General features: G+C 61.3%; 22 protein-coding genes and 1 pseudogene. 8 read left to right on the top strand and 15 right to left on the bottom strand.

The genetic code is table 11. The features are described from left to right. Nucleotides 1–27 precede the first annotated feature (27 nt). The 3 genes from QZ268_RS01820 to QZ268_RS01810 form a co-directional block, all read right to left on the bottom strand. Nucleotides 28–1,809 carry an acyl-CoA dehydrogenase C-terminal domain-containing protein gene (locus QZ268_RS01820; RefSeq protein ID WP_295447209.1) on the bottom strand — a complete coding sequence of 594 codons (1,782 nt, stop codon included), beginning with the start codon at nt 1,807–1,809 and terminating at the stop codon, nt 28–30. A 79-nt stretch (nt 1,810–1,888) separates the two neighbouring features. Then, complete coding sequence (locus tag QZ268_RS01815) at nt 1,889–2,293, bottom strand: MerR family DNA-binding transcriptional regulator (RefSeq protein WP_295447207.1); 405 nt, start codon at nt 2,291–2,293, stop codon at nt 1,889–1,891. 430 nt (nt 2,294–2,723) lie between these two features. Continuing rightward, the gene (locus tag QZ268_RS01810; protein ID WP_295447205.1) at nt 2,724–3,092 is read right to left on the bottom strand and encodes a MerR family DNA-binding transcriptional regulator; all 369 of its coding nucleotides are present in this window, start codon (nt 3,090–3,092) and stop codon (nt 2,724–2,726) included. 128 nt (nt 3,093–3,220) lie between these two features. Between QZ268_RS01810 and QZ268_RS01805 the strand changes: the two genes are divergently transcribed. The 3 genes from QZ268_RS01805 (at nt 3,221) to QZ268_RS01795 (ending at nt 5,543) form a co-directional block, all read left to right on the top strand. Continuing rightward, complete coding sequence (locus QZ268_RS01805) at nt 3,221–3,643, top strand: PaaI family thioesterase (protein ID WP_295447203.1); 423 nt, start codon at nt 3,221–3,223, stop codon at nt 3,641–3,643. After that, nucleotides 3,640–4,155: a PaaI family thioesterase gene (locus tag QZ268_RS01800; RefSeq protein ID WP_295447201.1), complete on the top strand. Its 516-nt coding sequence runs from the start codon at nt 3,640–3,642 to the stop codon at nt 4,153–4,155. The genes QZ268_RS01805 and QZ268_RS01800 overlap by 4 nt, the downstream gene beginning before the upstream one ends. Nucleotides 4,156–4,223: 68 nt before the next feature. After that, the gene (locus tag QZ268_RS01795) at nt 4,224–5,543 is read left to right on the top strand and encodes an MATE family efflux transporter (RefSeq protein ID WP_295447199.1); all 1,320 of its coding nucleotides are present in this window, start codon (nt 4,224–4,226) and stop codon (nt 5,541–5,543) included. A gap of 1 nt (nt 5,544) precedes the next feature. Here QZ268_RS01795 and arsC read toward each other — a convergent pair whose 3' ends face one another. The 4 genes and pseudogenes from arsC to QZ268_RS01775 all read right to left on the bottom strand — a co-directional run. Beyond that, nucleotides 5,545–5,886 (bottom strand): arsenate reductase (glutaredoxin), encoded by a 342-nt coding sequence (gene arsC / locus QZ268_RS01790; RefSeq protein ID WP_295447197.1) that lies wholly within the window; start codon nt 5,884–5,886, stop codon nt 5,545–5,547. Further along, nucleotides 5,883–6,941 carry a quinone-dependent dihydroorotate dehydrogenase gene (locus QZ268_RS01785; protein ID WP_295447194.1) on the bottom strand — a complete coding sequence of 353 codons (1,059 nt, stop codon included), beginning with the start codon at nt 6,939–6,941 and terminating at the stop codon, nt 5,883–5,885. Before QZ268_RS01785 ends, arsC begins: the two co-directional genes overlap by 4 nt. Next, nucleotides 6,938–7,369 carry a DUF1330 domain-containing protein gene (locus QZ268_RS01780; protein ID WP_295447324.1) on the bottom strand — a complete coding sequence of 144 codons (432 nt, stop codon included), beginning with the start codon at nt 7,367–7,369 and terminating at the stop codon, nt 6,938–6,940. Before QZ268_RS01780 ends, QZ268_RS01785 begins: the two co-directional genes overlap by 4 nt. A 15-nt stretch (nt 7,370–7,384) precedes the next feature. Next, a pseudogene (locus QZ268_RS01775) lies at nt 7,385–7,717 on the bottom strand (DUF952 domain-containing protein); the annotation flags it as partial. A 228-nt stretch (nt 7,718–7,945) separates the two neighbouring features. On the opposite strand from QZ268_RS01775, the gene QZ268_RS01770 reads away from it, so the two are divergent. From QZ268_RS01770 to mnmH, 3 genes are all read left to right on the top strand, one after another. Beyond that, nucleotides 7,946–9,523: a bifunctional metallophosphatase/5'-nucleotidase gene (locus QZ268_RS01770; RefSeq protein WP_295447321.1), complete on the top strand. Its 1,578-nt coding sequence runs from the start codon at nt 7,946–7,948 to the stop codon at nt 9,521–9,523. Between the two features lie 157 nt (nt 9,524–9,680). Beyond that, nucleotides 9,681–10,424, top strand: coding sequence for an SOS response-associated peptidase (locus QZ268_RS01765; RefSeq protein WP_295447192.1), 744 nt, complete (start codon nt 9,681–9,683; stop codon nt 10,422–10,424). 109 nt (nt 10,425–10,533) lie between these two features. Further along, nucleotides 10,534–11,601 (top strand): tRNA 2-selenouridine(34) synthase MnmH, encoded by a 1,068-nt coding sequence (mnmH, locus tag QZ268_RS01760; RefSeq protein ID WP_295447190.1) that lies wholly within the window; start codon nt 10,534–10,536, stop codon nt 11,599–11,601. On the opposite strand, the gene selD is transcribed toward mnmH, so the two are convergent. From selD to QZ268_RS01725, 7 genes are all read right to left on the bottom strand, one after another. Further along, the gene (selD, locus tag QZ268_RS01755) at nt 11,598–13,766 is read right to left on the bottom strand and encodes a selenide, water dikinase SelD (RefSeq protein WP_295447188.1); all 2,169 of its coding nucleotides are present in this window, start codon (nt 13,764–13,766) and stop codon (nt 11,598–11,600) included. The two genes, mnmH and selD, sit on opposite strands and share 4 nt — an antisense overlap. Before the next feature lie 217 nt (nt 13,767–13,983). Next, nucleotides 13,984–14,370, bottom strand: a complete 387-nt coding sequence (locus tag QZ268_RS01750) for a Na+/H+ antiporter subunit G (RefSeq protein ID WP_295447186.1) — start codon at nt 14,368–14,370, stop codon at nt 13,984–13,986. Between the two features lie 14 nt (nt 14,371–14,384). Continuing rightward, nucleotides 14,385–14,657, bottom strand: a complete 273-nt coding sequence (locus QZ268_RS01745; protein ID WP_295447184.1) for a K+/H+ antiporter subunit F — start codon at nt 14,655–14,657, stop codon at nt 14,385–14,387. Next, on the bottom strand, nt 14,654–15,151 hold the full coding sequence (locus tag QZ268_RS01740; RefSeq protein ID WP_295447182.1) for a Na+/H+ antiporter subunit E: 498 nt from the start codon (nt 15,149–15,151) through the stop codon (nt 14,654–14,656). Before QZ268_RS01740 ends, QZ268_RS01745 begins: the two co-directional genes overlap by 4 nt. Further along, the gene (locus tag QZ268_RS01735; RefSeq protein WP_295447180.1) at nt 15,148–16,710 is read right to left on the bottom strand and encodes a monovalent cation/H+ antiporter subunit D; all 1,563 of its coding nucleotides are present in this window, start codon (nt 16,708–16,710) and stop codon (nt 15,148–15,150) included. The genes QZ268_RS01740 and QZ268_RS01735 overlap by 4 nt, the downstream gene beginning before the upstream one ends. Continuing rightward, entirely contained in the window at nt 16,707–17,060 is a 354-nt protein-coding gene (locus QZ268_RS01730) for a Na+/H+ antiporter subunit C (RefSeq protein ID WP_027239900.1), read from the bottom strand. Before QZ268_RS01730 ends, QZ268_RS01735 begins: the two co-directional genes overlap by 4 nt. A 17-nt stretch (nt 17,061–17,077) precedes the next feature. Next, the gene (locus tag QZ268_RS01725; protein ID WP_295447178.1) at nt 17,078–19,969 is read right to left on the bottom strand and encodes a monovalent cation/H+ antiporter subunit A; all 2,892 of its coding nucleotides are present in this window, start codon (nt 19,967–19,969) and stop codon (nt 17,078–17,080) included. Between the two features lie 404 nt (nt 19,970–20,373). Between QZ268_RS01725 and QZ268_RS01720 the strand changes: the two genes are divergently transcribed. Beyond that, complete coding sequence (locus tag QZ268_RS01720; protein WP_295447176.1) at nt 20,374–20,880, top strand: rhodanese-like domain-containing protein; 507 nt, start codon at nt 20,374–20,376, stop codon at nt 20,878–20,880. Nucleotides 20,881–20,894: 14 nt separating this feature from the next. Next, a complete protein-coding gene (locus tag QZ268_RS01715; RefSeq protein WP_295447174.1) occupies nt 20,895–21,800 on the top strand; it encodes an alpha/beta fold hydrolase in 906 nt (301 codons plus the stop codon). Between the two features lie 193 nt (nt 21,801–21,993). On the opposite strand, the gene mdoH is transcribed toward QZ268_RS01715, so the two are convergent. Next, nucleotides 21,994–23,847 (bottom strand): glucans biosynthesis glucosyltransferase MdoH, encoded by a 1,854-nt coding sequence (gene mdoH / locus QZ268_RS01710; RefSeq protein ID WP_295447318.1) that lies wholly within the window; start codon nt 23,845–23,847, stop codon nt 21,994–21,996.

The raw sequence follows: 23,847 nt of genomic DNA, 5'->3' as shown, positions 1-23,847 counted from the left end.
AGGGGAGGCCCGGTGGTGTTTTATGGATCAGAAGCTTGCCGCATCCAGTGCCATCACTGTATCGGCGCCGGTTTCAATGCGGGCCAGATGCAGTTTGGTGGCGGGCAGCCTCCGTGCCATATAGTACCGGCCAGTGGCGATTTTTGTCTCATAGAACGCCGCGTCAGAGGCCCCTGCGTCAAGGGCTTCGATGGCGGCTTTGCCCATCTGCGCCCACATCAGGCCCAGGCAGACATGACCGAACATATGCATGAAATCATAAGACCCGGACAGGGCGTTGTTGGGGTTTTTCATGCCGTTTTGCATGAAATACATCGAGGCGGCCTGCAGGTCTTTGGAGGCTGACTTGAGCGGGGCGATGTAGCTCTTGGCGTAGTCTTCGCTCAGCTCTGCGTTGTCTTTGCAGAAGGTTTTGACCAGCTCAAAGAAGCCCATCAGGTGCTTGCCGCCATCCACTGCCAGTTTGCGGCCCACCAGATCCAGCGCCTGAACCCCGTTGGCACCTTCATAGATCTGCGCAATGCGGGCGTCACGGGTGTACTGGCTCATGCCATGTTCTTCGATGTAGCCGTGGCCGCCAAAAACCTGTTGCGCCTTGACGGTCATGTCGTAGCCCTCATCGGTGAGGAAGCCCTTGATGACCGGGGTCAACAGTGAGACCAGACCGTCGGCATCTTTGTTGCCGTCGCGGTGGGCCTGGTCGATCATGTTTGCGCCCCAAAGCAGGAAGGCACGGCCGCCTTCAATAAAGCTTTTCTGGTCCATCAGCGAGCGACGGATATCCGGGTGTACGATCAGCGGGTCAGCGGGGCCATCGGGGTTTTTAGCGCCGGTGACATCGCGGCCCTGCAGGCGGTCCTTGGCGTATTCCACCGCGTTTTGATAGGCGGCTTCGGCCTGGGACACACCCTGCATGCCGACGCCAATACGGGCTTCGTTCATCATGGTGAACATGGCGCGCATGCCCTTGTGGGTGTCGCCCAGCAGATAGCCGGTGGCTTCGTCGTAGTTCATCACACAGGTCGAGTTGCCGTGGATGCCCATCTTTTTCTCGATATTGCCGACGGACACGCCATTGCGCGCCCCTGCTGTGCCATCTTCTTTGACCACAAATTTGGGCACGATAAACAGCGACACACCCTTGATGCCTTCAGGGCCGCCGGGGATCTTGGCCAGCACCAGGTGGATGATATTGTCGGCCATGTCATGGTCGCCCGCCGAGATAAAGATCTTCTGGCCGGAAACCTTATAGCTGCCGTCGTCCTGTGGCTCTGCCTTGGTGCGCATGAGCCCGAGATCAGTGCCGCAGTGCGGTTCGGTCAGGTTCATGGTGCCGGTCCATTCACAGGACACCATCTTGGGCAGGTAGGTGTCTTTTTGCTGGTCGGTGCCATGGGCCAGGATCGCGGCTGCGGCGCCATGGGTCAGACCCTGGTACATCACAAAGGCCTGGTTGGCAGAGGAGAACATCTCGCCGACTGCGGTGCCCAGCACATAGGGCATGTTCTGACCGCCGTATTGCTCGGGCATGTCCAGCCCGGTCCAGCCGCCTGCTTTGACTTGCTCAAACGCGGCCTTGAACCCGGTTGGGGTCGAGACCAGGCCGTTTTCCAGTTTGCAGCCTTCCTGATCGCCAACGGTGTTCAAAGGATGCAGAACCTCAGAGCTGATCTTGCCGGCCTCTTCCAGAATGGCGGCGGTAAAGTCGCGCTCCAGATCCTCATAGCCGGGGGTGGCGGCCTCGGATACTTTCAACATGTCATGCAGGATGAACTGGGTGTCTTTGGTGGGGGCGGTATAGACTGGCATCGGGGTCCTCGTTGGTCTGAGACATCTGTTCTAGGGTGGTCCTGTGCCCATTTTGGCAGAGGATAAAGCGGGCAGGGCGCTATTCAGCGGCCTTTTGTTCTAGTTTCATTGAGGCGATGACTTTCTCGCCCCATTTCAGCTGGTCCTGAAGCTCTTCGATGGCCTCATTCAGCTCGTCGCGTTGACGCACCATGTCGTCCAGCCGGTCGCAGGCGATTTCATAGGTGCGCGACAATTGGGTCACCTGCTGGTCGCCGATGTGATAGAGATCCAGAAGCTGGCGGATCTCTTCAAGGCTAAAGCCAAAGCGTTTGCCGCGCAGGATCAGTTTGAGCCGGGCTCCATCGCGTTTGGTGAACAGTCGTTTCTGACCATCGCGCTGGGGAAACAACAGCTCCTTTGCCTCGTAAAAGCGCAGGGTGCGTGGGGTGACGCCAAAGGCATCACACATCTCACGGATCGATTTTGTCTCTTCTTCTGTCATCGTCGTCACTCTTTGTCGGCCATGGATCAGCAGCGGATCAGCAGCGGTCAGGTTGCACATCCAAGCTGGGACGGTCTGAGGTGTTTTACAACACTATCTTGACGTTGACGTAAGCTGAACGCGACGTCACTTTTTCAGATGACGTAGCTGTCACTGGTTTTGACGCCGGGTTGCGGTCAACCGGTCGCGTTCAATGTGTGCAGTGTGGTGATCAAAGGCGGCGGAGAGTTGCGGGCCGCGCTCTATGCCCTTTGGGGCAGGGGCGTCTTTTGGGGCCACAAGGCGCCACTGCCTCTCACTGATAAACAACCCTGGCTGGCGCAGATAGAGGGGCCCAGACCGCCAGGCCACAAGACCAAAAGGGTAGAAATGATTAGGCCCACCCCGCGTCGGCAGGATGGGCCATAAATGTCTTCAGAGTCTGTGCAGCCTACTTCAAAAGGCTCTGTGTGGTTGCGCGCAGGCTGCCCAATTCATCCAGGGCCTCGTCCAGCTGTTCGCGCTGCTGTTGCAGCTCTCCTATCTGACGATCGGCCATTTCGATGAAGGTCTGCATCTGGGCTTTGTTGCCCTCATTTTCGTAAATCAAAAGCCATTGCCGGATTTCTTCCAGCTGAAACCCAAATCTGCGGCCGCGCAGAATCAGTTTCATGCGGGCCCGCTCGCGGGCGCCGTAAAACCGGGACCGGCCTTCGCGGTCTGGCTTCAGCAGCTCAATATACTCATAGTAACGCAAGGTTCGCGGCGTAACGTCGAACGCTGCGCACATTTCCTTGAATGACAATCTTTCTTCGGTCATCCATCATCTCCCTTGCGCGCAACCTATGCACTTGAATTGACCAGTGCAACCACCCAGCGACGTGTGGGCTTGCTCTTTGTTTCGGGCGGGGCCACAAATAGGTTCTAGTCAAGACAGGAAACAGCCAGATGGCAGACAAGACCCAACTCGCCCGTCAGTTTATTCAGGCTATTCCCCATGCCAAGGAGCTGGGGTTGGTGCTGGAAGATATCGGCGATGGAGTTGCCCGTATTTCCATGCCTTACGATACAAAGCTCGTCGGGGATCCGCAAAGCGGTGTGGTGGCGGGGGGCGCGGTTTCCGCCATGATGGATACCTGTTGTGGTGCGGCGGTGATGTGCCACCCTGACGCCCCTGGTGGGACCGCGACAATTGACCTGCGCATCGATTACATGCGTGCGGCCACCCCCGGCCAGACCATCACCACCCGCGCCACTTGTCACCACATCACCCGCAACGTAGCCTTTGTGCGGGCGGTGGCGGTTGACGATGATACCGACCGGCCAGTGGCCACAGCCTCTGGTGCCTTTACAGTGGAGAATGGATTTTGAGCCGTCCCCGTCCAGAACATGTCCAGGTGGTGAAACAGCGCCGCGATGCGGCTTTGAATGCACTCCTCGATTCGGTGCCCTATATTCAGTTTCTGAATGTTACCTTTGATCGCCGCGGCGATGAGCTGACCGCACAGCTGAATTTTAACGAAAAACATATCGGCAATCCCTTTCTGCCGGCCATCCACGGCGGGGTCACAGCGGCCTTTCTGGAGATCACCGCGATGATCTCGCTCAACTGGTCGCATCTGTGGGAACGTATTGAGAGCGGCGCGCTGGATCCTGAGGATATGGCTAAGGGCCATGTGCCGCGCCAACCCAAGACCATCGACTTTACCGTTGATTACCTGCGCTCGGGCCTGCCGCGCGATGCCTATGCCCGCGCCACCATCAGCCGCGCCGGGCGGCGCTATGCTTCGGTCCACGTCGAGGCCTGGCAGGATCACAAGGATAAGCTCTTTGCCCAGGGCACGGGCCATTTCCTGATGCCGCAGGATGACGGCAAAAGCTGAGCAAGACTGATCACTGGTCCCTAGGTATTACACAGCGGCCAGTGGTGAAACAGAAAGAGACGCCGCCCATGGCCAAGTCGCAGGCTGACATCACCCATTCAAGGGTGCTCAAGATTGCCGTGCCCATTGTGCTGTCCAATGCGACAGTGCCAATTTTGGGCGCAGTGGATACCGGCGTGGTGGGGCAGATGGGCACCGCCGCGCCGATTGGGGCCGTGGGCATCGGCGCGGTGATTCTGGCGACGCTCTATTTCATCTTTGGCTTCCTGCGCATGGGCACCACCGGCTTGGTGGCGCAGGCGCGCGGCGCTGGGGATGTGGCCGAAACGGGGGCGCTGTTGATGCGGGGCGTGCTGTTGGCCGCAGCCGCAGGGCTGAGCTTTATCCTGTTGCAAAAGCTGCTGTTCTGGGGCGCCTTTGTTTTGGCGCCCACCAGCGCCGAGGTCGAGGGGCTGGCCCGCGACTATCTGCAGATCCGCATCTGGGGCGCCCCTGCCACCATCGCGCTGTATGCGGTGACCGGCTGGTTGATCGCGGTTGAAAACACCCGCGGCGTTTTTGTGCTGCAGATCTGGATGAATGGGCTCAATATCATTCTGGATCTGTGGTTTGTGCTGGGGCTGGGCTGGGGCGTTGAAGGCGTTGCTATTGCCACCTTGATTGCGGAATGGACCGGGGTCTTGCTGGGGCTTTGGCTGTGCCGCGCCGCCTTTACGGGCAGGCAGTGGTGCGACTGGCCCCGGGTGTTTGACCCGGCCCGTATCCGCCGCATGGCGCAGGTGAATGGCGATATAATGGTGCGCTCGGTGTTGCTGACCGGGTCGTTTACCACCTTTCTGTTTGTGGGCGCCAAATTTGGTGATGTCACCCTGGCGGCCAATCAGGTGTTGCTGCAATTTGTTGAGATCACGGCCTTTGCGCTGGATGGCTTTGCCTTTTCCGCCGAGGCCCTGGTGGGGGGCGCAATTGGTGCAAAACACCGGGGCAACCTGCGCCGAGCGGCCTGGATATCTTCGCAATGGGGGATGGGCTGCGCGGTGCTGTTGGCAGTGGGTTTTGCCCTGGGTGGGCCCTATCTGATTGATCTGATGGCAAAGGCGCCCGAGGTCAGGGTCGAGGCGCGCAGCTATCTGATCTGGGCGGCGCTGCTGCCGATCATATCGGTGGCCAGCTATATGTATGATGGCATCTATATCGGTGCCACCTGGACCGGCGATATGCGCCGCGCCATGGTGCAATCGGTGGTGATCTATGTGCTGGTGCTGTTTGCCCTGGTGCCGCTTTTTGGCAATCACGGGCTTTGGGCGGCGCTGGTTGTGCTTAATCTGGCCCGCGCCGTGACCCTGGGGCTGCGCTACCCCCGACTGGAAGCCGGGGTCGCAGCCTAGATCAGATCAGCGCCTCAAGCGCTTCGGTCGGGCGGCCAATTACGGCTTTGTCAGCTTTTATCGCAATCGGGCGCTCAATCAGGATGGGATGGGCCCCCATGGCGGCCAGCAGCTCGGCCTCGGGGCTGTCCTTGTGCAGGCCCAACTCCTTAAAGAGTTTTTCGCCTGTGCGCATCATTTTGAGGGCCGGTAGGCCCAAGGCAGCCTGCACCGCCTGCAGCTCTTCCAGCGTCGGGCCATCTTGCAGATAAAGCCGCACCTCGGGCGCGATGCCTTTTTCCTCAAACAGCGCCAGCCCGGCGCGGGATTTTGAGCAGCGTGGATTGTGCCAATAGGTTATCATAGCCAGTCTCCGCGTTTGGAGCCCACAGCAGCCGCAACCGAAGCGAACCCATCGCGGGCCAGCAACCGGTCCAGCCCCTGGGCAATTTCAGCGCCCAACGACAGGCCGCCATAGACCATGGCAGTATATAGCTGCACCGCCGAGGCCCCGGCGCAGATCTTGGTATAGGCCTGCTGGGCATCGGAAATGCCGCCAACGCCAATCAGCGGCAGCTTGCCATCCAGCAGCTCAGACAGTTGTGCCAGAACGCGGGTGGATTTCTCAAACAGGGGCGCGCCGGACAGCCCACCAGCCTGATCGCGGTGGCCACTTTGCAGCCCTTCGCGCGACAGTGTGGTATTGGTGGCAATCACCCCATCGATACCTGTTTCAACCGCAACTGCGGCAATATCTTCGATGCCGGCACGATCCAGATCCGGGGCGATTTTCAGGAAAACCGGTACCCGGTGCTCCAGGCTGTCACGGGTTTCAATGACACCGTGCAGCAGCGCCGACAGCGCCGCCTTGCCCTGAAGATCGCGCAGTTTTTCGGTATTTGGAGACGACACATTGACGGTGGCAAAATCCAGATGCGCGCCACAATGGGCCAGCACCCGGGCAAAATCGGCAGCGCGATCTTCGCTGTCCTTATTGGCGCCGAGGTTCAACCCGATCACGGCCTGTTGCGGGCGTTTGGCCAGACGGGAGGCTATCACCTCCATGCCCTCATTGTTAAAGCCAAAGCGGTTGATCGCGGCGCGGTCTTCGGTCAGGCGAAACAGGCGCGGCTTGGGGTTGCCGGGCTGCGGGCGTGGGGTGGCGGCGCCCACCTCGATAAAGCCAAACCCGGCCTGCGACAGGGGCGCCAGGGCCTCGGCATTTTTGTCAAAGCCAGCCGCCAGACCAACCGGGTTGGGCAGGGCGATGCCGGCGATCTCGCATGTCAGGCGCGGCGAGGTGACCGGGCCGGGGGCCGGGGTCAATCCGGCGGTGAGCGCCTTGATCGACAGACCATGGGCCAGCTCTGGATCTACTTGGTGCAGGGCTTTCAGCGCCAGTTTTTCGGTGAGTTTCATCCAAACGTCGCTCCGCTGTCGCCGGGTTTGGTGCGGATTAGCCGCGAGGTGGCAACAGCCGCCTGCCGGTGCACCACTGCTTTTTGATAGTCAGGATTGGTGACCATCGCCAAAAAGGCATGGGCATCCGGATAACGGGCGACAAAAACCGCGTCCCAGGCCTCATCCGCAGGGCCGATCAAGGTGGTTTCAAAGCCACCGCGCCAGACAATCTTGCCCCCCAGTCCGGCAAAGATCGGACCGGATTCGGCGCCGTAGTTTTTGTAGGCTTCAGCCCCGCTCAGCCCCGCATTGGCCAATGGATGACCTTCTGGGTAGCTGGCTTCGGCCTTGAAACGCACCAGATTGAGCATCTCGATGGGGTGGCCGCGCTCCAGCGCTTTGAAGGCTGCAAACTGCGCGGGGGTTGGATCGACATAGGCGCTGATACCCTCTCCTCTGGTCATCTCCTCGGGGAATTGATGCACGCCCTTGACCAGCGGCAGCGGCTTGGCCCAAAGCACCTCTGACAGCAGCATCTTGCGATAGAGATGCGGGAACTCGGCCCCCCCGCGGGAGACCTCCCATTTTAGCGCCTCGCCCAGGGCGTCACTGTCCAGCGCCAATAGCCACAAGCCGTCCACATTGGCAAAATGCTTGGCTGCGGTCTCGGCGGCCTGCGCGGCGGTGGAGAAATGAATGAACCCGTCGCTCAGGTCGATGGGGGCGCCAAGGGTGTCGCCTTGGGCCTGGAGGGCCGACCATTCGTCGGCGCGAAAGATTTTATAGATCAGCATATGGGTCTGATGCCCCGTTGCCGCGTTGGAATCAAGCCCGAAGCAGCGCAAGGTGATCGCCATTCCCAACCCTGGCAGGCACAGGGCGCGTGGCGTTTTGCAAAAATTGCGCACCAGCGCCTGCGGTTTCCCTATGGAAACCCGGCAGAGTTGTTTTTCCCCTTTGACTGGCATCCGCTTTGGTCGCACCATTGCGGGCAAAGAAAAGACAAAATGGGAGTGATTATGATGTTTACGCGTTTCCTGACCTCGGTCGCGGCATTGGGGCTGACGGCTGGCATGGCGGCGGCTGATTTCAAGCTGACGATCCTGCACACCAATGATTTCCACGCGCGGTTTGAACCGATCAGCAAATATGACAGCGGCTGCCGTGATGGCGACAATGCCGAGGGCAAATGCTTTGGCGGCTCCGCCCGTTTGGTGACAGCGCTGGCCGAGGCGCGGGCGCGGGCCGAGAACTCCATTCTGGTGGATGGTGGCGATCAGTTTCAGGGCTCGCTGTTTTATACCTACTACAAGGGTAAAGTCGCGGCTGAGATGATGAACAAGCTCGGCTATGATGGCATGACCGTTGGCAACCACGAATTTGACGATGGCCCCGAGGTGCTGCGTGGGTTCATGGATGCGGTGGGCTTTCCGGTGCTGATGTCCAATGCCGATGTCTCGGGGGAGCCGCATCTGGCGGAGGTGCTGCAAAAATCCACGGTGATTGAGCGGGGCGGCGAACGGATCGGCCTTATTGGCCTTACCCCCGAGGACACCCATGATCTGGCCAGCCCCGGCAAAAACATCTCCTTTTCTGATCCGGTGGCCGCCGTGCAGGGCGAGGTGGACCGGCTGACCGAGATGGGCGTCAACAAGATCGTGGTGCTGAGCCATTCTGGCTACAAGGTCGACAAACGGGTGGCGGCAGAAACCACCGGCGTGGATGTGATCGTGGGGGGGCATTCCAACACCTACCTGTCGAATGTTTCGGACAAAGCGGCAGGTCCATACCCCACCATGATCAATGATGTGGCCATCGTGCAGGCCTATGCCTATGGCAAATTCCTTGGTGAGCTCAATGTCACTTTTGATGATGCGGGCACTGTGACCATGGCCGCAGGTGAGCCGCTGATCATGGATGGTTCTGTGGCAGAGGACAGCGACACGGTTGCGCGTATCGCGGAGCTGGCGCAGCCGCTGGATGAGATCCGCAACAAGGTGGTGGCCGAGGCCGCAAGCGCCGTCGAGGGCGACCGCACGGTCTGTCGTATTCAGGAATGTGAGATGGGCAATCTGATCGCCGATGCCATGTTGGCGCGGGTCAAGGACCAGGGGGTGAGCATTGCCATTGCCAATTCCGGCGGCATTCGCGCCAGTCTTGAACCCGGTGCGGTCACCATGGGCGAGGTGTTGACGGTGCTGCCGTTCCAGAACACCCTGTCCACCTTTGAAATCTCTGGCGAAGGCCTGGTTGCGGCGCTGGAAAACGGCGTGAGCCAGGTGGAAGAGGTCAAGGGGCGTTTCCCACAGGTGGCGGGTCTGAAATTCACCTGGGATGGCACCGTGGCCGCCAACGAGGGCCGGGTGCAACAGGTTCTGGTGCAGGGGGCTGACGGCTTTGGGCCGATTGATCCGGCCAAGACCTATCTGGTTGTGACCAACAACTATGTGCGCAATGGCGGTGACGGCTACAAGATCTTCGCCGGCGACGACAAAAACGCCTATGATTATGGTCCAGATCTGGCCGATGTCCTGGCGGAATATCTGGCGGCGCAGGGGCCCTATCAGGCCTATACCGATGGGCGGATTACCCAGAAATAGTGTTTCGCGCGCGAAACAGGTGACTGAAACCTTTAAGCCCCGCCCGCAGTGGCGGGGCTTTTTGTTGTGATGCTTGCTCCCCGCAACAGGGTCTTAGGCGGCGGCACCCCAAGCCATCTGGCTGGCGGTTGCGCGCCAAAACCGCTAGACTGCCTGCATGTGTGGACGCTTTGCCCTGACCCTGCCCAATGACGCCATGGCGCGGCTGTTTGCGGCCAGCCCGGCCAATGATCTGCCCGCGCTGCCCAATTACAATATCTGCCCCACCAATCCGGTGCATGTGATCCAGGCACAGGGCGACGGGCGCCAGCTGGTTGCGATGCGCTGGGGGTTCTTGCCGCAGTGGTACCAAAGTGAACTCGCCGGGCCACTGTTGATCAATGCCCGCGCCGAAACACTGGCGCAAAAGCCCGCCTTTGCCGAGGCCTGCCGGACGCGCCGCTGCCTGATCCCGGCAACCGGGTTTTATGAATGGGTCAAGGATGGCGACGGCAAACCTCTGCCCTGGTATATTCAGGCTTCGGACCAGACACCGCTGGCCTTTGCCGGCATCTGGCAAAGCTGGGGCCAGCAAGATCCGCAGAAAACCTGCGCCATTGTGACCACCGCAGCCAACCAGACGATTTCTGCGATCCACCACCGGATGCCCTTGGTGCTGGAACCGCAGCACTGGCCCCTGTGGCTGGGGGAGGCAGGCAAGGGCGCGGCGGCGCTGATGCAGCCCGGGCCAGTTGGGCAGCTGCAGATGCACCGGGTTGCGCCGCAGGTGAACAGCAATCGCGCGGCAGGGCCAGAGCTGATCGAGCCGTTTTATGAGGACGCAGAACAGGAGCCTGCCCAGCCTCAGGATGCTGACTTGCCGGCACAATTGGCCCACGAAACCGAGCCGCGTCTGATCTGAGCCCTTGATTTGCTGTCTGGGCCCCGTCGGGGCTCCCTCGGGGCGCTGCTGCGCGCAGGCAGGCGAGATCTTTCTTTTATTCAGCGCGGCTGCGGGGTAAGCAAACCCTATGCCCAATCGCTATGAAACCCTGCAAGACCTGATGGCCCACGGCTATGACACCGTCATAGATGTGCGCAGCCCGGCGGAATTTGCCGATGACCATCTGCCAGGTGCCATCAATCTGCCGGTGTTGAACAACGAAGAACGGGCCAAAGTTGGCACCATCTACGTGCAGGACAGCCCCTTTAAGGCGCGCAAACTGGGCGCGGCGCTGGTGTTCCGCAATGCCGCCAACAATATCGAAACCAGTCTCAGCCACCATGAGGGCGGCTGGCGACCCTTGGTCTATTGCTGGCGTGGTGGCCAGCGCTCGGGCAGTTTTTCCTGGATGTTGAGCCAGATCGGCTGGCGGGCTGGCCTGATTGAGGGCGGCTATCAAAGCTATCGGCGGCTGGTGCATTCCTATCTTTATGACCAACAGCTGCCGTTTCGCCTGATCGCCTTGGACGGTTATACCGGCAGCGCCAAAACCGAGCTGTTGCAGCGGGTGCGGGCGCTGGGCGGGCAGGTGATTGACTTGGAGGCGCTGGCCAATCATCGCGGCTCGCTGTTGGGGGGGATGGCGCAGCCTCAGCCCTGCCAAAAAGGCTTTGAGAGCGCCTTGGCGCAGGCGCTGTTGCAGCTGGATCCGGCCCGCCCGGTTCTGGTTGAGGCGGAGTCCAGCAAGGTCGGTGCGCGAATCCTGCCGCCCAGCCTGTGGCGCGCCATGAAACAGGCGCCCCGCATCGAGGTGCACGCGCCCGTGGCGGCGCGCTGCCGCTACCTGACCCAGGCCTATGACGATATCCTGTCGGATAAGGACATGCTGCGCGAAAAGCTGAGCTTTCTGCGCGGTCACCGCGCCAATGCGGTGATTGACCATTGGTTCGACCTGATCGCCACGGGGGATAAAGCGGCGCTGACCCTGGCCTTGATGCAGGACCATTATGATCCCTCTTACCAGAAATCCAGCCGCCTCAGCGGCGCTGCGGTGACGGCTGAACTGGATCTGGGACAGATGTCTGAAACGGATCTGGACCGGGTGGCGCAGCAGATCTGTGATTTGCTGCAGGCCCCGCAGGACAATCCGCTTTAGATCAGGTGCAGCTCTGCCGTGCCAGAGGTGAGGCTGCCAATTCTGGCGGCGCTATAGCCCGCGTCCTGCAGCTGTTTCAGCACCTTATCTGCGGTCTCGGGGGCGATAGCCGCCAGCAGGCCACCGGCGGTTTGTGGGTCAAACAACAGATCTGCCTCTGCTCCGCGCGGCAGGCCGGGCGCTATGGCGCGGTTGTCTTCAAACAGGGAGGAGCGGATACCGCCCGCGCTGAGCTCTGCCGCCCCCTGCATCAGGGGCACCGCTGCCAGATCCACCTGCGCGGCCAGACCGGAGGCCTCGCAGAGCCCCAAGAGGTGCCCGGCCAGACCAAAGCCGGTGACATCGGTCATCGCATGAGCACCGGACAGAATGCGGGCGGCGGCGCCCTGGGGCTGGCACATCCGCGTCAGGGCTGCCGCCACCCAGTCGCCTTTGGCCGCGCCTGCCATTTCCGCCGCCATGATCACGCCCGAGCCGAGGGGTTTGGTTAGGATCAGCACATCCCCCGGCTGCGCCCCAGCCAGGGTCACCGGAGCCGATGGGCACAGCCCAGTGACGGTAAAGCCAATCGACAGCTCATCGCCGATCGAGGTGTGGCCGCCGACAATATCCGCCCCGGCGGCGTGAAAGATCTCGCCCGCGCTGGACATGATTTCACTTAGGGTTCGCTGTTGCAGGGCGGGCGTCAGGCGGGGCAGGATCAGGTTGGCTGTGGCCACCTGCGGGTCGGCGGCCATGGCCCAGATATCACCCAGAGCATGCACCGCTGCAATGCGCGCCATCACCACCGGATCCAGGACCAAGCCGCGCAGATGATCGGTGGTGATCACCTGTTGCACACCCCCTGTCTGTACCAGCGCCGCGTCATCGCCGGGCAGGGCGGTGACATCCTGTCGTTGCAGTGGCGTCAGGGCGGTCAGCGCAGCCCGCAGCGCGCCGCGTCCGGCCTTGGCGCCGCAGCCGCCACACATGGGTTTGTCGCCCAGGGCCTCGGGCAGATCATAGGTATGTTCGGCAGGCAGTTTCACCTGCTCCATTTGCGGCAGGTGGCGGAACTGCTCCATAAAGGCCTGGTCGATCCGGTTCTTCCAGCCCCAGACCAGGGCACCGGAAAACTGCAGGCCAAAACGATCTCCCAAAGCCTCTTTACGGCCCATGGAAATCAGCTTGAGGTAGTCCTTTTGCGGGCGGTAGCGGCGCAGCGGGTCTGCGGTCAGACGGGCGCGCAGATTGTGATACAGAATCGGGGCCTGACGCACTGCATAGACGCCAGCCTTGGGGCGGGGGGAAAACCCGAGATGGGCGCAGTCGCCCACGGCAAAGACATTGGGATCAGAGCTTTGCAGGGTCTCATCCACGGTGACAAAGCCCTGATGCAGCGTAAGGCCTGACCCGGCGATCCAATCATGGGGGTGGGCGCCGGCAGCGCCGGTGGTGAAGTCAGAGAGCACCTCGCGCCCATCCGACAGGTGGATCAGACCCGGCTCGACCCGGTCGACGCCGGTGTTTTCCACCAAGGAGACTCGATGTTCGCTAAAGGCGCGGCGCAGACGTTTGGCAACCTCCGGGCTGGCCTGTCCCAGCACCGGGCCGCTGTCGATCAGCGTTGCCTGTCCCAACCGCCCCTGCCGGGACAGAGCATGGGCCATGGCCAGTACCAGTTCGGCCCCGGCAACACCCCCGCCGATAACGGCAATATGTGCCGGGTCACTGCGGCCATGATCGCGGCGAAACGCCTCCCAGGAGCTGGCAAAGGTGCCCAAGGGTTTGGCCGGGACGCCATGGGTGGCAAAGCCGGGAAGATCCGGCATTTCTGAGGTGATGCCAACGTCGATTGAGGCAAAATCATAGGCAATGGGCGCACGTCCGGGCACATTGACCAGGCGCGCCTGCGGGTCCAGCCCGTCAGCCGCCCCCAGGATCAGCCGTGCGCCGCAAAACCGCGCCAGTTTCACCAGATCAATATCCAGATCCTGGCGCTGGTAATGACCGGCCACAAACCCCGGCAACATGCCGGAATAGGGCGCTGTAGGACCGGGGTTTATCAGAGTGAGCCGCGCGCCCGGCAGGGGCCGCATGCCCCATTTTAGCAAAACCAGCGCATGGGCATGGCCACCGCCGATCAGAACCACATCTTTGGTTGCCGGAAGAGGAGGGCTGTACATGGGGCGGCGCCTTTGTGTCAGTTATCTTGTCAGTCCTGACCTGTTTAGGGCCAGCAGCGGGAACTGCCTTGAGCCAGAACAAAGTGACAGATCACCTCTCACCGTCGCGGGTGGTAGCTGGCCGTTGCTGGCAAAACAGCTGGCAACACCCGCACCGGGCAACTCAGATCAGAGGCGCGGCGGCTGGTCGTGCAGCCAGGCACCCTCACGCCGGGTTTTAGCCCTGCGCGGGATCCGTTTCGCTCTCAGTTTTGGTCTCTGGCACATCATGGGTGGCCCAGATGCCATCTGCGCCGGCCTTTGGCAGGCTGGCCTTTGTCTCATGGCGGTGAATATGGACCTTGGCAATAAACAAGGCCGTGACCGGTGCAGTGAGGAACAAAAACAGGGTGATCATCAGCTCATGAAGCGACAGATTTCCCTCAACCACCGCGCCGTGCAGCATCGAGGCGAGCAGCACGCCACCAACGCCCAGCGTGGTGGCCTTGGTGGGGGCATGCAGCCGCGACATCGGATCGTTGAGCTTGAGCAGGCCAAAGGAGCCGACAAAGCCAAAGATGCCCGCCATGATCAAAAAGCCTGCGACCAGGTAGTCATACACCATCTCTGCGCCTCCCATCATTCGATAATATTGCCGCGCAGAATAAAGCGCGCATAGGCCACGGTTGAGACAAAGCCCAGCATGGCAATGATCAGCGAGGCCTCGAAATAGATTTCGCTGCCCAGGGCCAGCCCATAAAGCACCATCAGCGCCAACCCATTGATGAACATGGAATCCAGCGCCAGGATCCTGTCAGCGATCTCGGCGGCGAAGATGATTTTCCACAGGTTCATCAGGAGCGCTAGGGCAAAGCAGGTAAAGGCAAAGAGCGTGGCATAGGTAATAATCATTCAAAGATCTCCTTCAGGCGGCGCTCATAGCGGTGTTTGATCTCATCGCGGACGGCATTTGGGTCTGGCGCATCCAGACAATGCACCAACAGGGCGTGGCCCTCAGCCGAGACATCAGCCGCCACCGTGCCCGGCGTCATGGTGATGGTGCCGGCCAGAACCGAGATCGCCTCGGGGGTGAGCAGATCCAGCGGCACGGCGACCCAGGCGGGCTGGCGTTTGGCATTGGATTTGAACACCACGATGCGGGCCACAACCACGTTGGCAACAACAATATCATAGAGCACAATCAGGATGTATTCGATGATCTTCAGCGGCTTTTTCAGCCGCATCTGATTTGGCCAGTAGGGCTGGGTCAAAAAGGGGATCAGCAGCCCCAGCAAAAAGCCAAAAACCAACGAGTTCAGCGTCCAGGTACTGGTCAGCAGCACCCAGGCAAGGGTCAGCAGCAGGGTCAGGATCGGATGCGGCAGCAGCCGCCGTAGCAGTCTCATGGTGTGACCTTTCCCAGCACGGCTTTGATATAGATCTCGGGCGCAAAGAGCTGCGCGGCTGTTGCCTCGGCGTAGCGGCTGGCGGGGCCGGCAAACACGGTGAGCAGGATCAGGCCGCTCAGCAGGGCAAAACAGGCGACAAAGGGCAGGGCGGCGGGGCGCGGATTGGTGTTGTCCTCGTCCTGCTCGTTGGCCTCTTCCTCATAAGAGGGCGCAGAATCTGGGTCGGTTTGGGCGGTGACGCCGTGGCTTTTCCAGAACAACAGGCTGCCGGCACGGGCCATGCCAAGGATGGTGATCAAAGAGCCGATCAGAATGGTGCCCCAGATCCACCAGACCAGATCGTGGTCGCGTGCCGCATCCAGCACCAGCAGCTTGCCCAGGAAGCCCGACAAGGGCGGCATGCCCGCCATGGCAATGGCGCCGGTAAAGAATAGCACCGCGATCAGCCCGCTTTGCGGCATCAGGCGCTGGCCGGTGATCTCGATGCCCTGGCGCTCAGCCACCAGATCCGCCACCAGAAACAGAAAGGCGGCAGCAAGGGTGGAATGCACCGTGTAATACAGCGCCGCGGCGACCCCTTCGGGGGAGAACAGCGCAATCGCCGTGAGCAGCGTGCCCATGGAGGTGATGGCGCCAAAGGCCACCAGGCGGCCAATGCGGTAAGAGCCAAGGATGCCCACGGCGCCGATCATCAGAGTAACCAGCGCGGCTGGCATCAGCCAGGCCCCGGCCAGCCCCTGGGTGATCGCCAGATCTGGGCCAAAGACCAGGGTATAGACCCGCAGGATGGCATAGGCGCCGACCTTGGTCATAATGGCAAAGAGCGCCGCAATCGGCAGGGGCGCATTGGCATAAGAGGCCGGCAGCCAGAAATGCAGCGGAATGACGGCGGCCTTGATGGCAAAAACCAGCAAGAGCATCACCGCGCCGACGCGCAGCAGAGCGGTGTCTTCCGCCGGGATCTCTGCCACCCGCAACGCCAGATCCGCCATGTTGAGCGTGCCAGTGACGGAATAAAGCGTCCCCAGCGCAAACAGGAACAGGGTTGAGCCCAAGAGGTTATAGACCACATATTGCACCCCGGCCTGAAACCGCCGGGTGCCACCGGAATGGATCATCAACCCATAAGAGGCGATCAGCAGAACCTCAAAGAAAACAAACAGGTTAAAGGCGTCTCCGGTGAGGAAGGCGCCGATGATGCCCATCAGCTGAAACTGAAACAGCGCATGGAAATTGGCGCCGCGTTTATCCCAGTCCGAGCCAATGACATAGAGGTTGATCACCAGCGCCAGCACCGAGGTCAGCAAGACCATCATCGCCGACAGGCGGTCCAGCACCAGCACGATGCCAAAGGGCGCCGACCAGTTGCCCAGCTCATAGACCTGCACTTCTCCGGTGCTGGCCTGCGCGGCCAGGACCAGCGAGATCGCCACCAGAAAGACCGTGCTGGCCAGCGAAAAGATCCGCGCCAGATCCATATGGTGGCGCACCACCATGATAATGAAGGGCGCCACCAGCGCCGGCAGAACAACCGGTGCAATCAGGAAATGGTTCATGCGTCTTCCCCTTCGTCTTCGGGATGATGGGGCATATCGATCTTGTCATCACGGGCCGACAGATAGGCGGCCAGGGCGATCATCACCACCACTGCCGTCATGCCAAAAGAAATCACGATGGCGGTCAGCACCAATGCCTGCGGCAGCGGATCGGTATAGGGCACCTCGGCGTATTTGTTCAGGATCGGCGGCGCATTGACCATCAGCCTGCCAGTGGCAAACAGAAAGATGTTCACCCCATAGGTCAGCAGCGACAGCCCCAGGATCACCGGAAAGGTGCGCCGCCGCAGGATCAGATAGATCCCCGCCGCCGTCAGCAGCCCCACCGCAGAGGCCACCAGAAATTCGATATTCAGAAAGCCCATGGTCATGCCTCGCCTTTTGCCGCTGCTGCTGCGGCTTCCGCCGCAGCCTCTTCTGCCGCGTGATCGCGGGCCGGGTTGATATCCATCGCATGTTCCGAAGAAATTCCCGGCTGCCAGGCAAAGCGCGCCAGGCTTTCCAGCGCCAGCAGCACGGCGCCAACCACAGCCAGGAACACTCCGAGGTCAAACAGCGCAGCGGTGGCCCATTCGAACTCTTCCAGTGGTGCCCAGTGCAGATAGCCAAAGGCGCTGGTCAGGAAGGGCAGGCCGCTGAACCAGGAGCCAAGCCCGGTGGCGGCGGCAATCAGCACCCCGGACCCGATGGTGCCGTGGTAGAACATCCGCTGGCGCTCGGACGCCCAGCTAAAGCCAGAGGCCATATATTGCATCAACAGCGCGATGGCGGCGATCAGACCGGCGATAAAACCGCCGCCGGGCAGGTTGTGACCGCGGAAAAAGATATAGGCCGCCACCATCAGTGCCAGCGGCATCATCACCCGGGTGGCGACAACCATCATCATTGGATGGGCATCGCCAGCCTGCGGAATATCGGGTTTGCGGTTCAGCAGATAGGCGCGCACCCGTGTGCCCAGCACCGCTTCGGTCAGGGCGTAGATCACCAGCGCGGCAATGCCCAGAACGATGATCTCGCCAAAGGTGTCATAGCCACGGAAGTCCACCAGGATCACGTTGACCACATTGGTGCCGCCGCCGCCTTTGTAGGAATTGGCCAGGTGGAATTCAGAAATGCTGGGCATCGCAAAGTCGCGCAGCATCAGCATATAGATCAGCGTCGCAGCGCCCAGCCCGGCAATCATCGCAATGCCGCCGTCGCGCAGCCGCACCCAAAGCGGCGATTCAACGGGGCTGTCCTTTGGCATGAAGTTCAGCGCCAGCAGCAGCAGCACCATGGTCACCACCTCCACTGACAGCTGGGTCAGCGCCAGATCTGGTGCCGAGAGGTAGTTGAAGCCCAGCGAAACCACCAGACCAACCACGCCGATCAGTACCAGCGACAGCTGACGCTGACGGTGCTTTGCCACCACAGCCAGGGTGGCCACCATCAGGCAGAACCAGGCGATCACGGTGATCGGCCCCACGCTTTGCACCGCGCGGCTGGGGAGGCTGAGGGTGCCACTGGCATAGGCGTAGTAGCTGAGGCCGATGATGAACAGCATCATCACAAAGGCATAGCGGGTAATGGCGCCATTATGCAGGCCATCAGTGATCAGCTGCGACAGTTTGGTGAGCCCGCGCATCAGGGCGTCAAAGATTTGCTTGGCCTCGGGGCGTGGTGCCCGGTTCCAGGCCGCCATCAGCGGCGCGTGCAGCTTGAGCAAAACCAAGCCGCCAACAACAGCTCCTGCGGACATATACAGCGCCGGTGTCAATCCGTGCCATAGCTTGAGCGAATAATAGGGCAGATCTGCGCCACCAATCACGGCGCCAGCTGCGACAGCCACAAGTGGCCCTGCCAGATTGGCCGAAAACAGCCCGATCAAGACCACCAGCATCATCAGCAAGCCGGGACCGGCCCACATGCCAAACCCCGGATCATGGGGCTGCGCCGGATAGTCATCGCGGGTTCTGCCCAGAAACACATGGCCAATAAAGCGAAAGGAATAGGCGGCGGAAAACAGCGCCGCCAGCAGCGCCAAACCCGGCACCACATAATGTGAGCCGCCCCAGAGCGTATGCACGGTCTCTTCCAGCATCATCTCCTTGGACAGGAACCCGTTGAAGGGGGGAATGCCGGCCATCGACAGGGCGGCGACAATGGCAATGGTTGCGGTCACCGGCATCAGATGGCGCAGCCCGCCCAGACGTTTGATGTCGCGGGTATGGGCCTCGTGGTCGACAATGCCGGCCGACATGAACAATGCGGCCTTGAATGTGGCGTGGTTGATGATGTGAAACACCGCCGTTACCGCTGCGATCTTGGTGCCAAATCCCAACAGCATGGTGATCAGCCCCAGATGCGACACGGTGGAAAAGGCCAAAAGCGCCTTCAGATCATCCTTGAACAGGGCAATCACCGCGCCCAGCAACATGGTGATCAACCCGGTTGTGGCGACGATATAGAACCACTCAGGCGTGCCCGCAAGCACCGGCCAAAGCCGCGCCATCAGGAACAGACCGGCTTTGACCATGGTGGCGGAATGCAGATAGGCCGAAACAGGTGTGGGCGCTGCCATGGCGTGGGGCAGCCAGAAATGAAACGGGAACTGCGCCGATTTGGTAAAACAGCCCAAGAGGATCAGGATCAGCGCGGGCAGATACAGCGGCGAGGCCTGGATCATGTCCTTGTGCTGCAAAATCACGCTCAGATCATAAGAGCCCGCGATATTGCCCAGGATCATCATGCCACCGATCATCGCCAGGCCACCGGATCCGGTGACTGCCAGTGCCATCCGTGCGCCCTGTCGGCCCTCGGGCAGGTGTTTCCAATAGCCGATCAGCAAAAACGAGGACAGCGAGGTGAGCTCCCAGAACACCAGCAAAAGCAGTATGTTATCTGACAGAACGATGCCAACCATGGCGCCCTGAAACAGCAGCAGATAGGTGTAGAACTGCCCCATGGGATCTTCACGCGACAGGTAAAACCGGGCGTAGAGGATGACCAGCAAGCCAATGCCAAGGATCATCGCGGCAAAGAGAAAACCAAGCCCATCAAGAAAGAAATTGGCATTGAGGCCAAGGCCGGGCAGCCAGTCAACGCCGACCTGGATTACCTCGCCGCGAAACACCGCAGGCGCGTGTAGCAACAGGCCAACAAAGGCAAGAAACGTGGTCAGACCTGCTGCTGAGGCCGAGGCGTTGCGCCCGGCACGGATCAATAGAGCGGGAAAGACCGCTCCGAGAAAGGGCAGGGCCGCAATCAAAAACAGGGACACGTGCAGTTCTCCTGGCTGGGCTTAGGCATTAGTCAAGGCTTAGGCAATTTCTTGCAACTGTTCCAGCCCTGCGACCGCGTAAGTGCCTCTTGAGTGAGGTTTTGTTGTTCGATTGGGGGGCATTTAGGTCTGCACTGGCGCTTTTTGTAGGCCGGGGCGCTGAATTTTTCCTTCTTCTCGTGGAATTTAAAGGCCGGGTGCGCTGGCGGCGTATCCGTTGGGGCGAAGTGGGGGGCTTGTTGGGGCCAGTGGCTGCTTGGGGGTGCCGATAAGTTGAAGAACCGGGGCGCAGCCAGAGCTGATCCGCGCCGCAATAGCTGTTATAAGAAACCGATCCGTCTGCGACCGGAAGCAGAAGGCGGAGCACCTTGATACCGGATATCGTCACTCAGCTGCAGGGCATTATGGCACGACATGAACAGATGCAGGGATCTCTCCCTGAAACAAGCAGAGCCTCGGGGATGTCGCGGCGCCAGCTGCTGCTCGGCCTTGGCGGAATTGGCCTGGCGCTCGGCGGCGGCACCTATTGGTGGCGTAGCCAGCCAGTGGACCATGACTATCCACGGCTGACCCCGGCGCAGGCCTTTGCGGCGGCCAAGGCAAAAGAGATCACGCTGGTTGACATTCGCACGCCGGGTGAATGGCGCCAAACTGGTCTGCCGGAGGGGGCCGTTGCCATCGATATGCGGCGTGATGACTTTTTGCAGGCCCTGAGCGAGGCCACTGCTGGGAACCTGGCGGCGCCGGTTGCGCTGATCTGTGCCCGGGGGGTGCGCTCGGCGCGGATGACGCGGGCCCTGGCGGCGGCTGGCTATAGCAGGATTATCGATGTGCCAGAGGGCATGCTGGGATCCGCAAGCGGTCCTGGCTGGATTGCAGGAAATCTACCGGTGACCCGATGGCAGGGCTAGGGCTGGGGCTGGGGATGGCGGTCGGGTTCGGCCGCAGGGGCGCGCGGCGGTGCGCGTCGGCGCTGGCGCTGGTCGCATTGCCCCTGATGGTGGCGCTGGCCAGCCCGCGTGCGGCAGCGGCGGGCTGTGGCCCCACAGTGGCGCGGGCCTGCGCGATGCCCCAGGGGAGCTATCATATCGCGCTGCCAAGTCCGGATCAGCGCAGCCCTGTGCAGGCGGAGCAGACCGCGGCGATGCCCGCAGTGGTGTTTCTGCATGGCTACGGTGGGTCAGGTTTGGCTGCACTGAACAACCAGGCCGTGGCGCAGGGGCTGACGGCGCGGGGCTATGCGGTTATTGCGCCAGATGCCTTGCCCCGGCGCGGTGGTCCGCGCTCTTGGAATTTCTTTCCCGGCTGGCAGGGCCGCGACGAGGTGGAATTCCTGCAGGATGTGGCAGCGGATGCGGCGGCGCGCTTTGGTCTGGATCGCCAGACCATGCTATTGGCGGGGTTTTCGGCGGGGGGCTTTATGGTCAACTATCTGGCCTGCGCCGCACCTGAGGCTTTTGCCGGCTACGCGCCCATTGCCGGTGGCTTCTGGCGCCCGCAGCCAGAGACCTGCAGCGGAGAGATACGGCTGTTTCACAGCCATGGCTGGAGTGATGGGGTGGTGCCGCTTGAGGGGCGTTATCTGGATGGCAAGCGGTTCCAGCAGGGCGACATTTTTGCCGGGCTGGAGCTGTGGCGCGACACCAATCACTGTAGTGAGCACGCGCCGGATCAGCGCTGGCAACAGGGCGATGTCCTGGGGCGTAGCTGGGACTGTGGTCCGGGGGCGGACATCGAATTTCTTTTGTTTCCTCAGGGGCATCGGGTGCCCGGCTGGTGGCCGGGAGCGGTGTTGGACTGGTTTGAGAGACCACAAAAAGGCGCCGAGTGAGGCTGTGATTATAAATAGGGTCTGGCAGGGAGAAGGTTGGCAAATCTGTGTGCTTTGAGACGGGCGGGCTCCCGTGCCTTTGCCTCTCATCTCAGATGAGAGACAAAGCCTTGGGCCGGGCCTCCGTCGCCCAAGGGGCAACGGAGGCGGTTGCGCCTGTTTCAAATCACATTGAGCCAAGCGAGGTTCTGAGCTACTGCGCCGGATGTTGGTTGACCACATCGAGGTAGCGTTTCAGCTGCGCCCGGTAGCGGTGGGCGGCCTGGGTGATCTTGGGTTCCGAATAAACCACCGGGGTGGCCATCCAGCCGGCTTTGGATTTACCGGCGCGGCGCCCTGACAGCGCCGACAGGGGCACCGCAAGCACCAGGGACAGGGCGATGGGCACCAGCCAGAGCGACACCAGCCCGGTGGCGATGCCACCCCACAAAGCCAGACCGCTGAGGGTTTCCAGCGCGTGGCAGCTCAGCAGGGTTGCCAGACCATATTGGCCGCCGGCCCGCGCCTGGGGTGACCAGCCACGCTGCAGGCCGAAGGTGGTGCGAAACACCGCGATCATCTGCTGCACCATGAGGATCGGCGCATAGAGCACCGCCAGCAGGATCTCGACTCCTACGGAGGCGGCAAAGCGGAGAGGTCCGCCATAGTCGGACAGCCGCCCACTGGTGAGGGCCAGCGCCAGCACCGCCAGCAGTTTGGGTGCCAGCAGCATGGCGTAGATCAGCAAGATCACCAGTACATGGCGCGGCTCTGACATATCGGGCCAGGAGGGCCGCGAGGGATTGGCGGCGCTGAAGTAATGGATCACAGAGCTGTCTTCGCCCCGGCCAATCAGCGCCCAGATCACCAAGAGCGCAAACCAGATCGGCGCCATCAAATAGCCAATGGCCCCGTGCAGCAGGTGAAACCGCGAGATGGCAAAAAAGCCGCGCGCCCCCAGCAGATTGAGGTGTTGCAGATTGCCCTGACACCAGCGCCGATCGCGCAGGATGTGATCTATCAGCGTTGGCGGCGTTTCCTCAAACGATCCCCCCAGACGCGGCAGAAACCGCACCCGCCACCCGGCACGGCGCAACAGGCCGGCCTCGACAAAATCATGGCTCATGATCAGCTTGTCACCGCCCCAAAAGCGCGAGCGCAGCGGCGGCAGCCCGGCACAGGCGGCAAAGGCCTGGACCCGCATAATGGCATTGTGGCCCCAATAGTTGCCCTCAAACCCGGTCCAGCGGGCCAGACCTTCGGCCAGAGCCAGGCCGTATACGCCATTGGCAAACTGCTGCATGCGACCAAAAACGGATTGCGCCCCGATGAGTTGCGGGAAGCTTTGGATTAAACCGGCGCTGGGATCGCGCGACAGCGCATCCGCCAGCCGGGCAATGGCCCGCCCGGTCATCAGACTGTCGGCATCCAACACCAGCATGGCCTCGTAGCCCGCGCCCCAGCGGCGCAGCCAATCGCTTATATTGCCCACCTTGCGGCCGGTGTTCAAAGCGCGGCGGCGATAATAGAGCGCCACGCCAGCAGGCAGGGCGGCGCGCAGGGCCTCGACGCTTAACCGTTCCTGGTCGGCGAGGTTGTCGTCGCGGGTGTCCGACAGCACAAACATGTCATAGCTGTGCTTACCGCCGCGCTGGTGCAGCTCTTCCAGCATGGAGCGCACATTGCCCAGTACATACCAGGGGGTCTCATTATAGACCGGAACCAGCAGGGCGACCCGCATCGGCGCGGGCCTGGCCTGGGGGCGGTCGCGGTTGCGTTTGGACAGGGAATACAGCCCCAGGACCACTGTGGAGACCGAAAAGCAGATCCAGAAAAAGTTGAAGGCGATCAACGCCAGCAGCACCAGCTCCAGCGCCATAAAGCCGCCCTTGGCGAACCAGCCCTGCATCACCCAGGTTAACACGGCGGTGGCCAGCATGGCGGGGGAGAAGGCCAGCAGACGCCAGAGCGCCAGATGGCGCGGTGGCTCAAACTCCGGGGCGTTGTGGTCGTGAAACGGCCTGGCGAAATCCTGCTCGGGCATGGCCAGCGGCTGCTGCGGTGGCAT

The sequence above is a fragment of the uncultured Pseudophaeobacter sp. genome (assembly GCA_905479575.1).
Lineage (GTDB): Bacteria > Pseudomonadota > Alphaproteobacteria > Rhodobacterales > Rhodobacteraceae > Pseudophaeobacter.
This window is presented reverse-complemented; position numbering and strand designations above follow the sequence as displayed.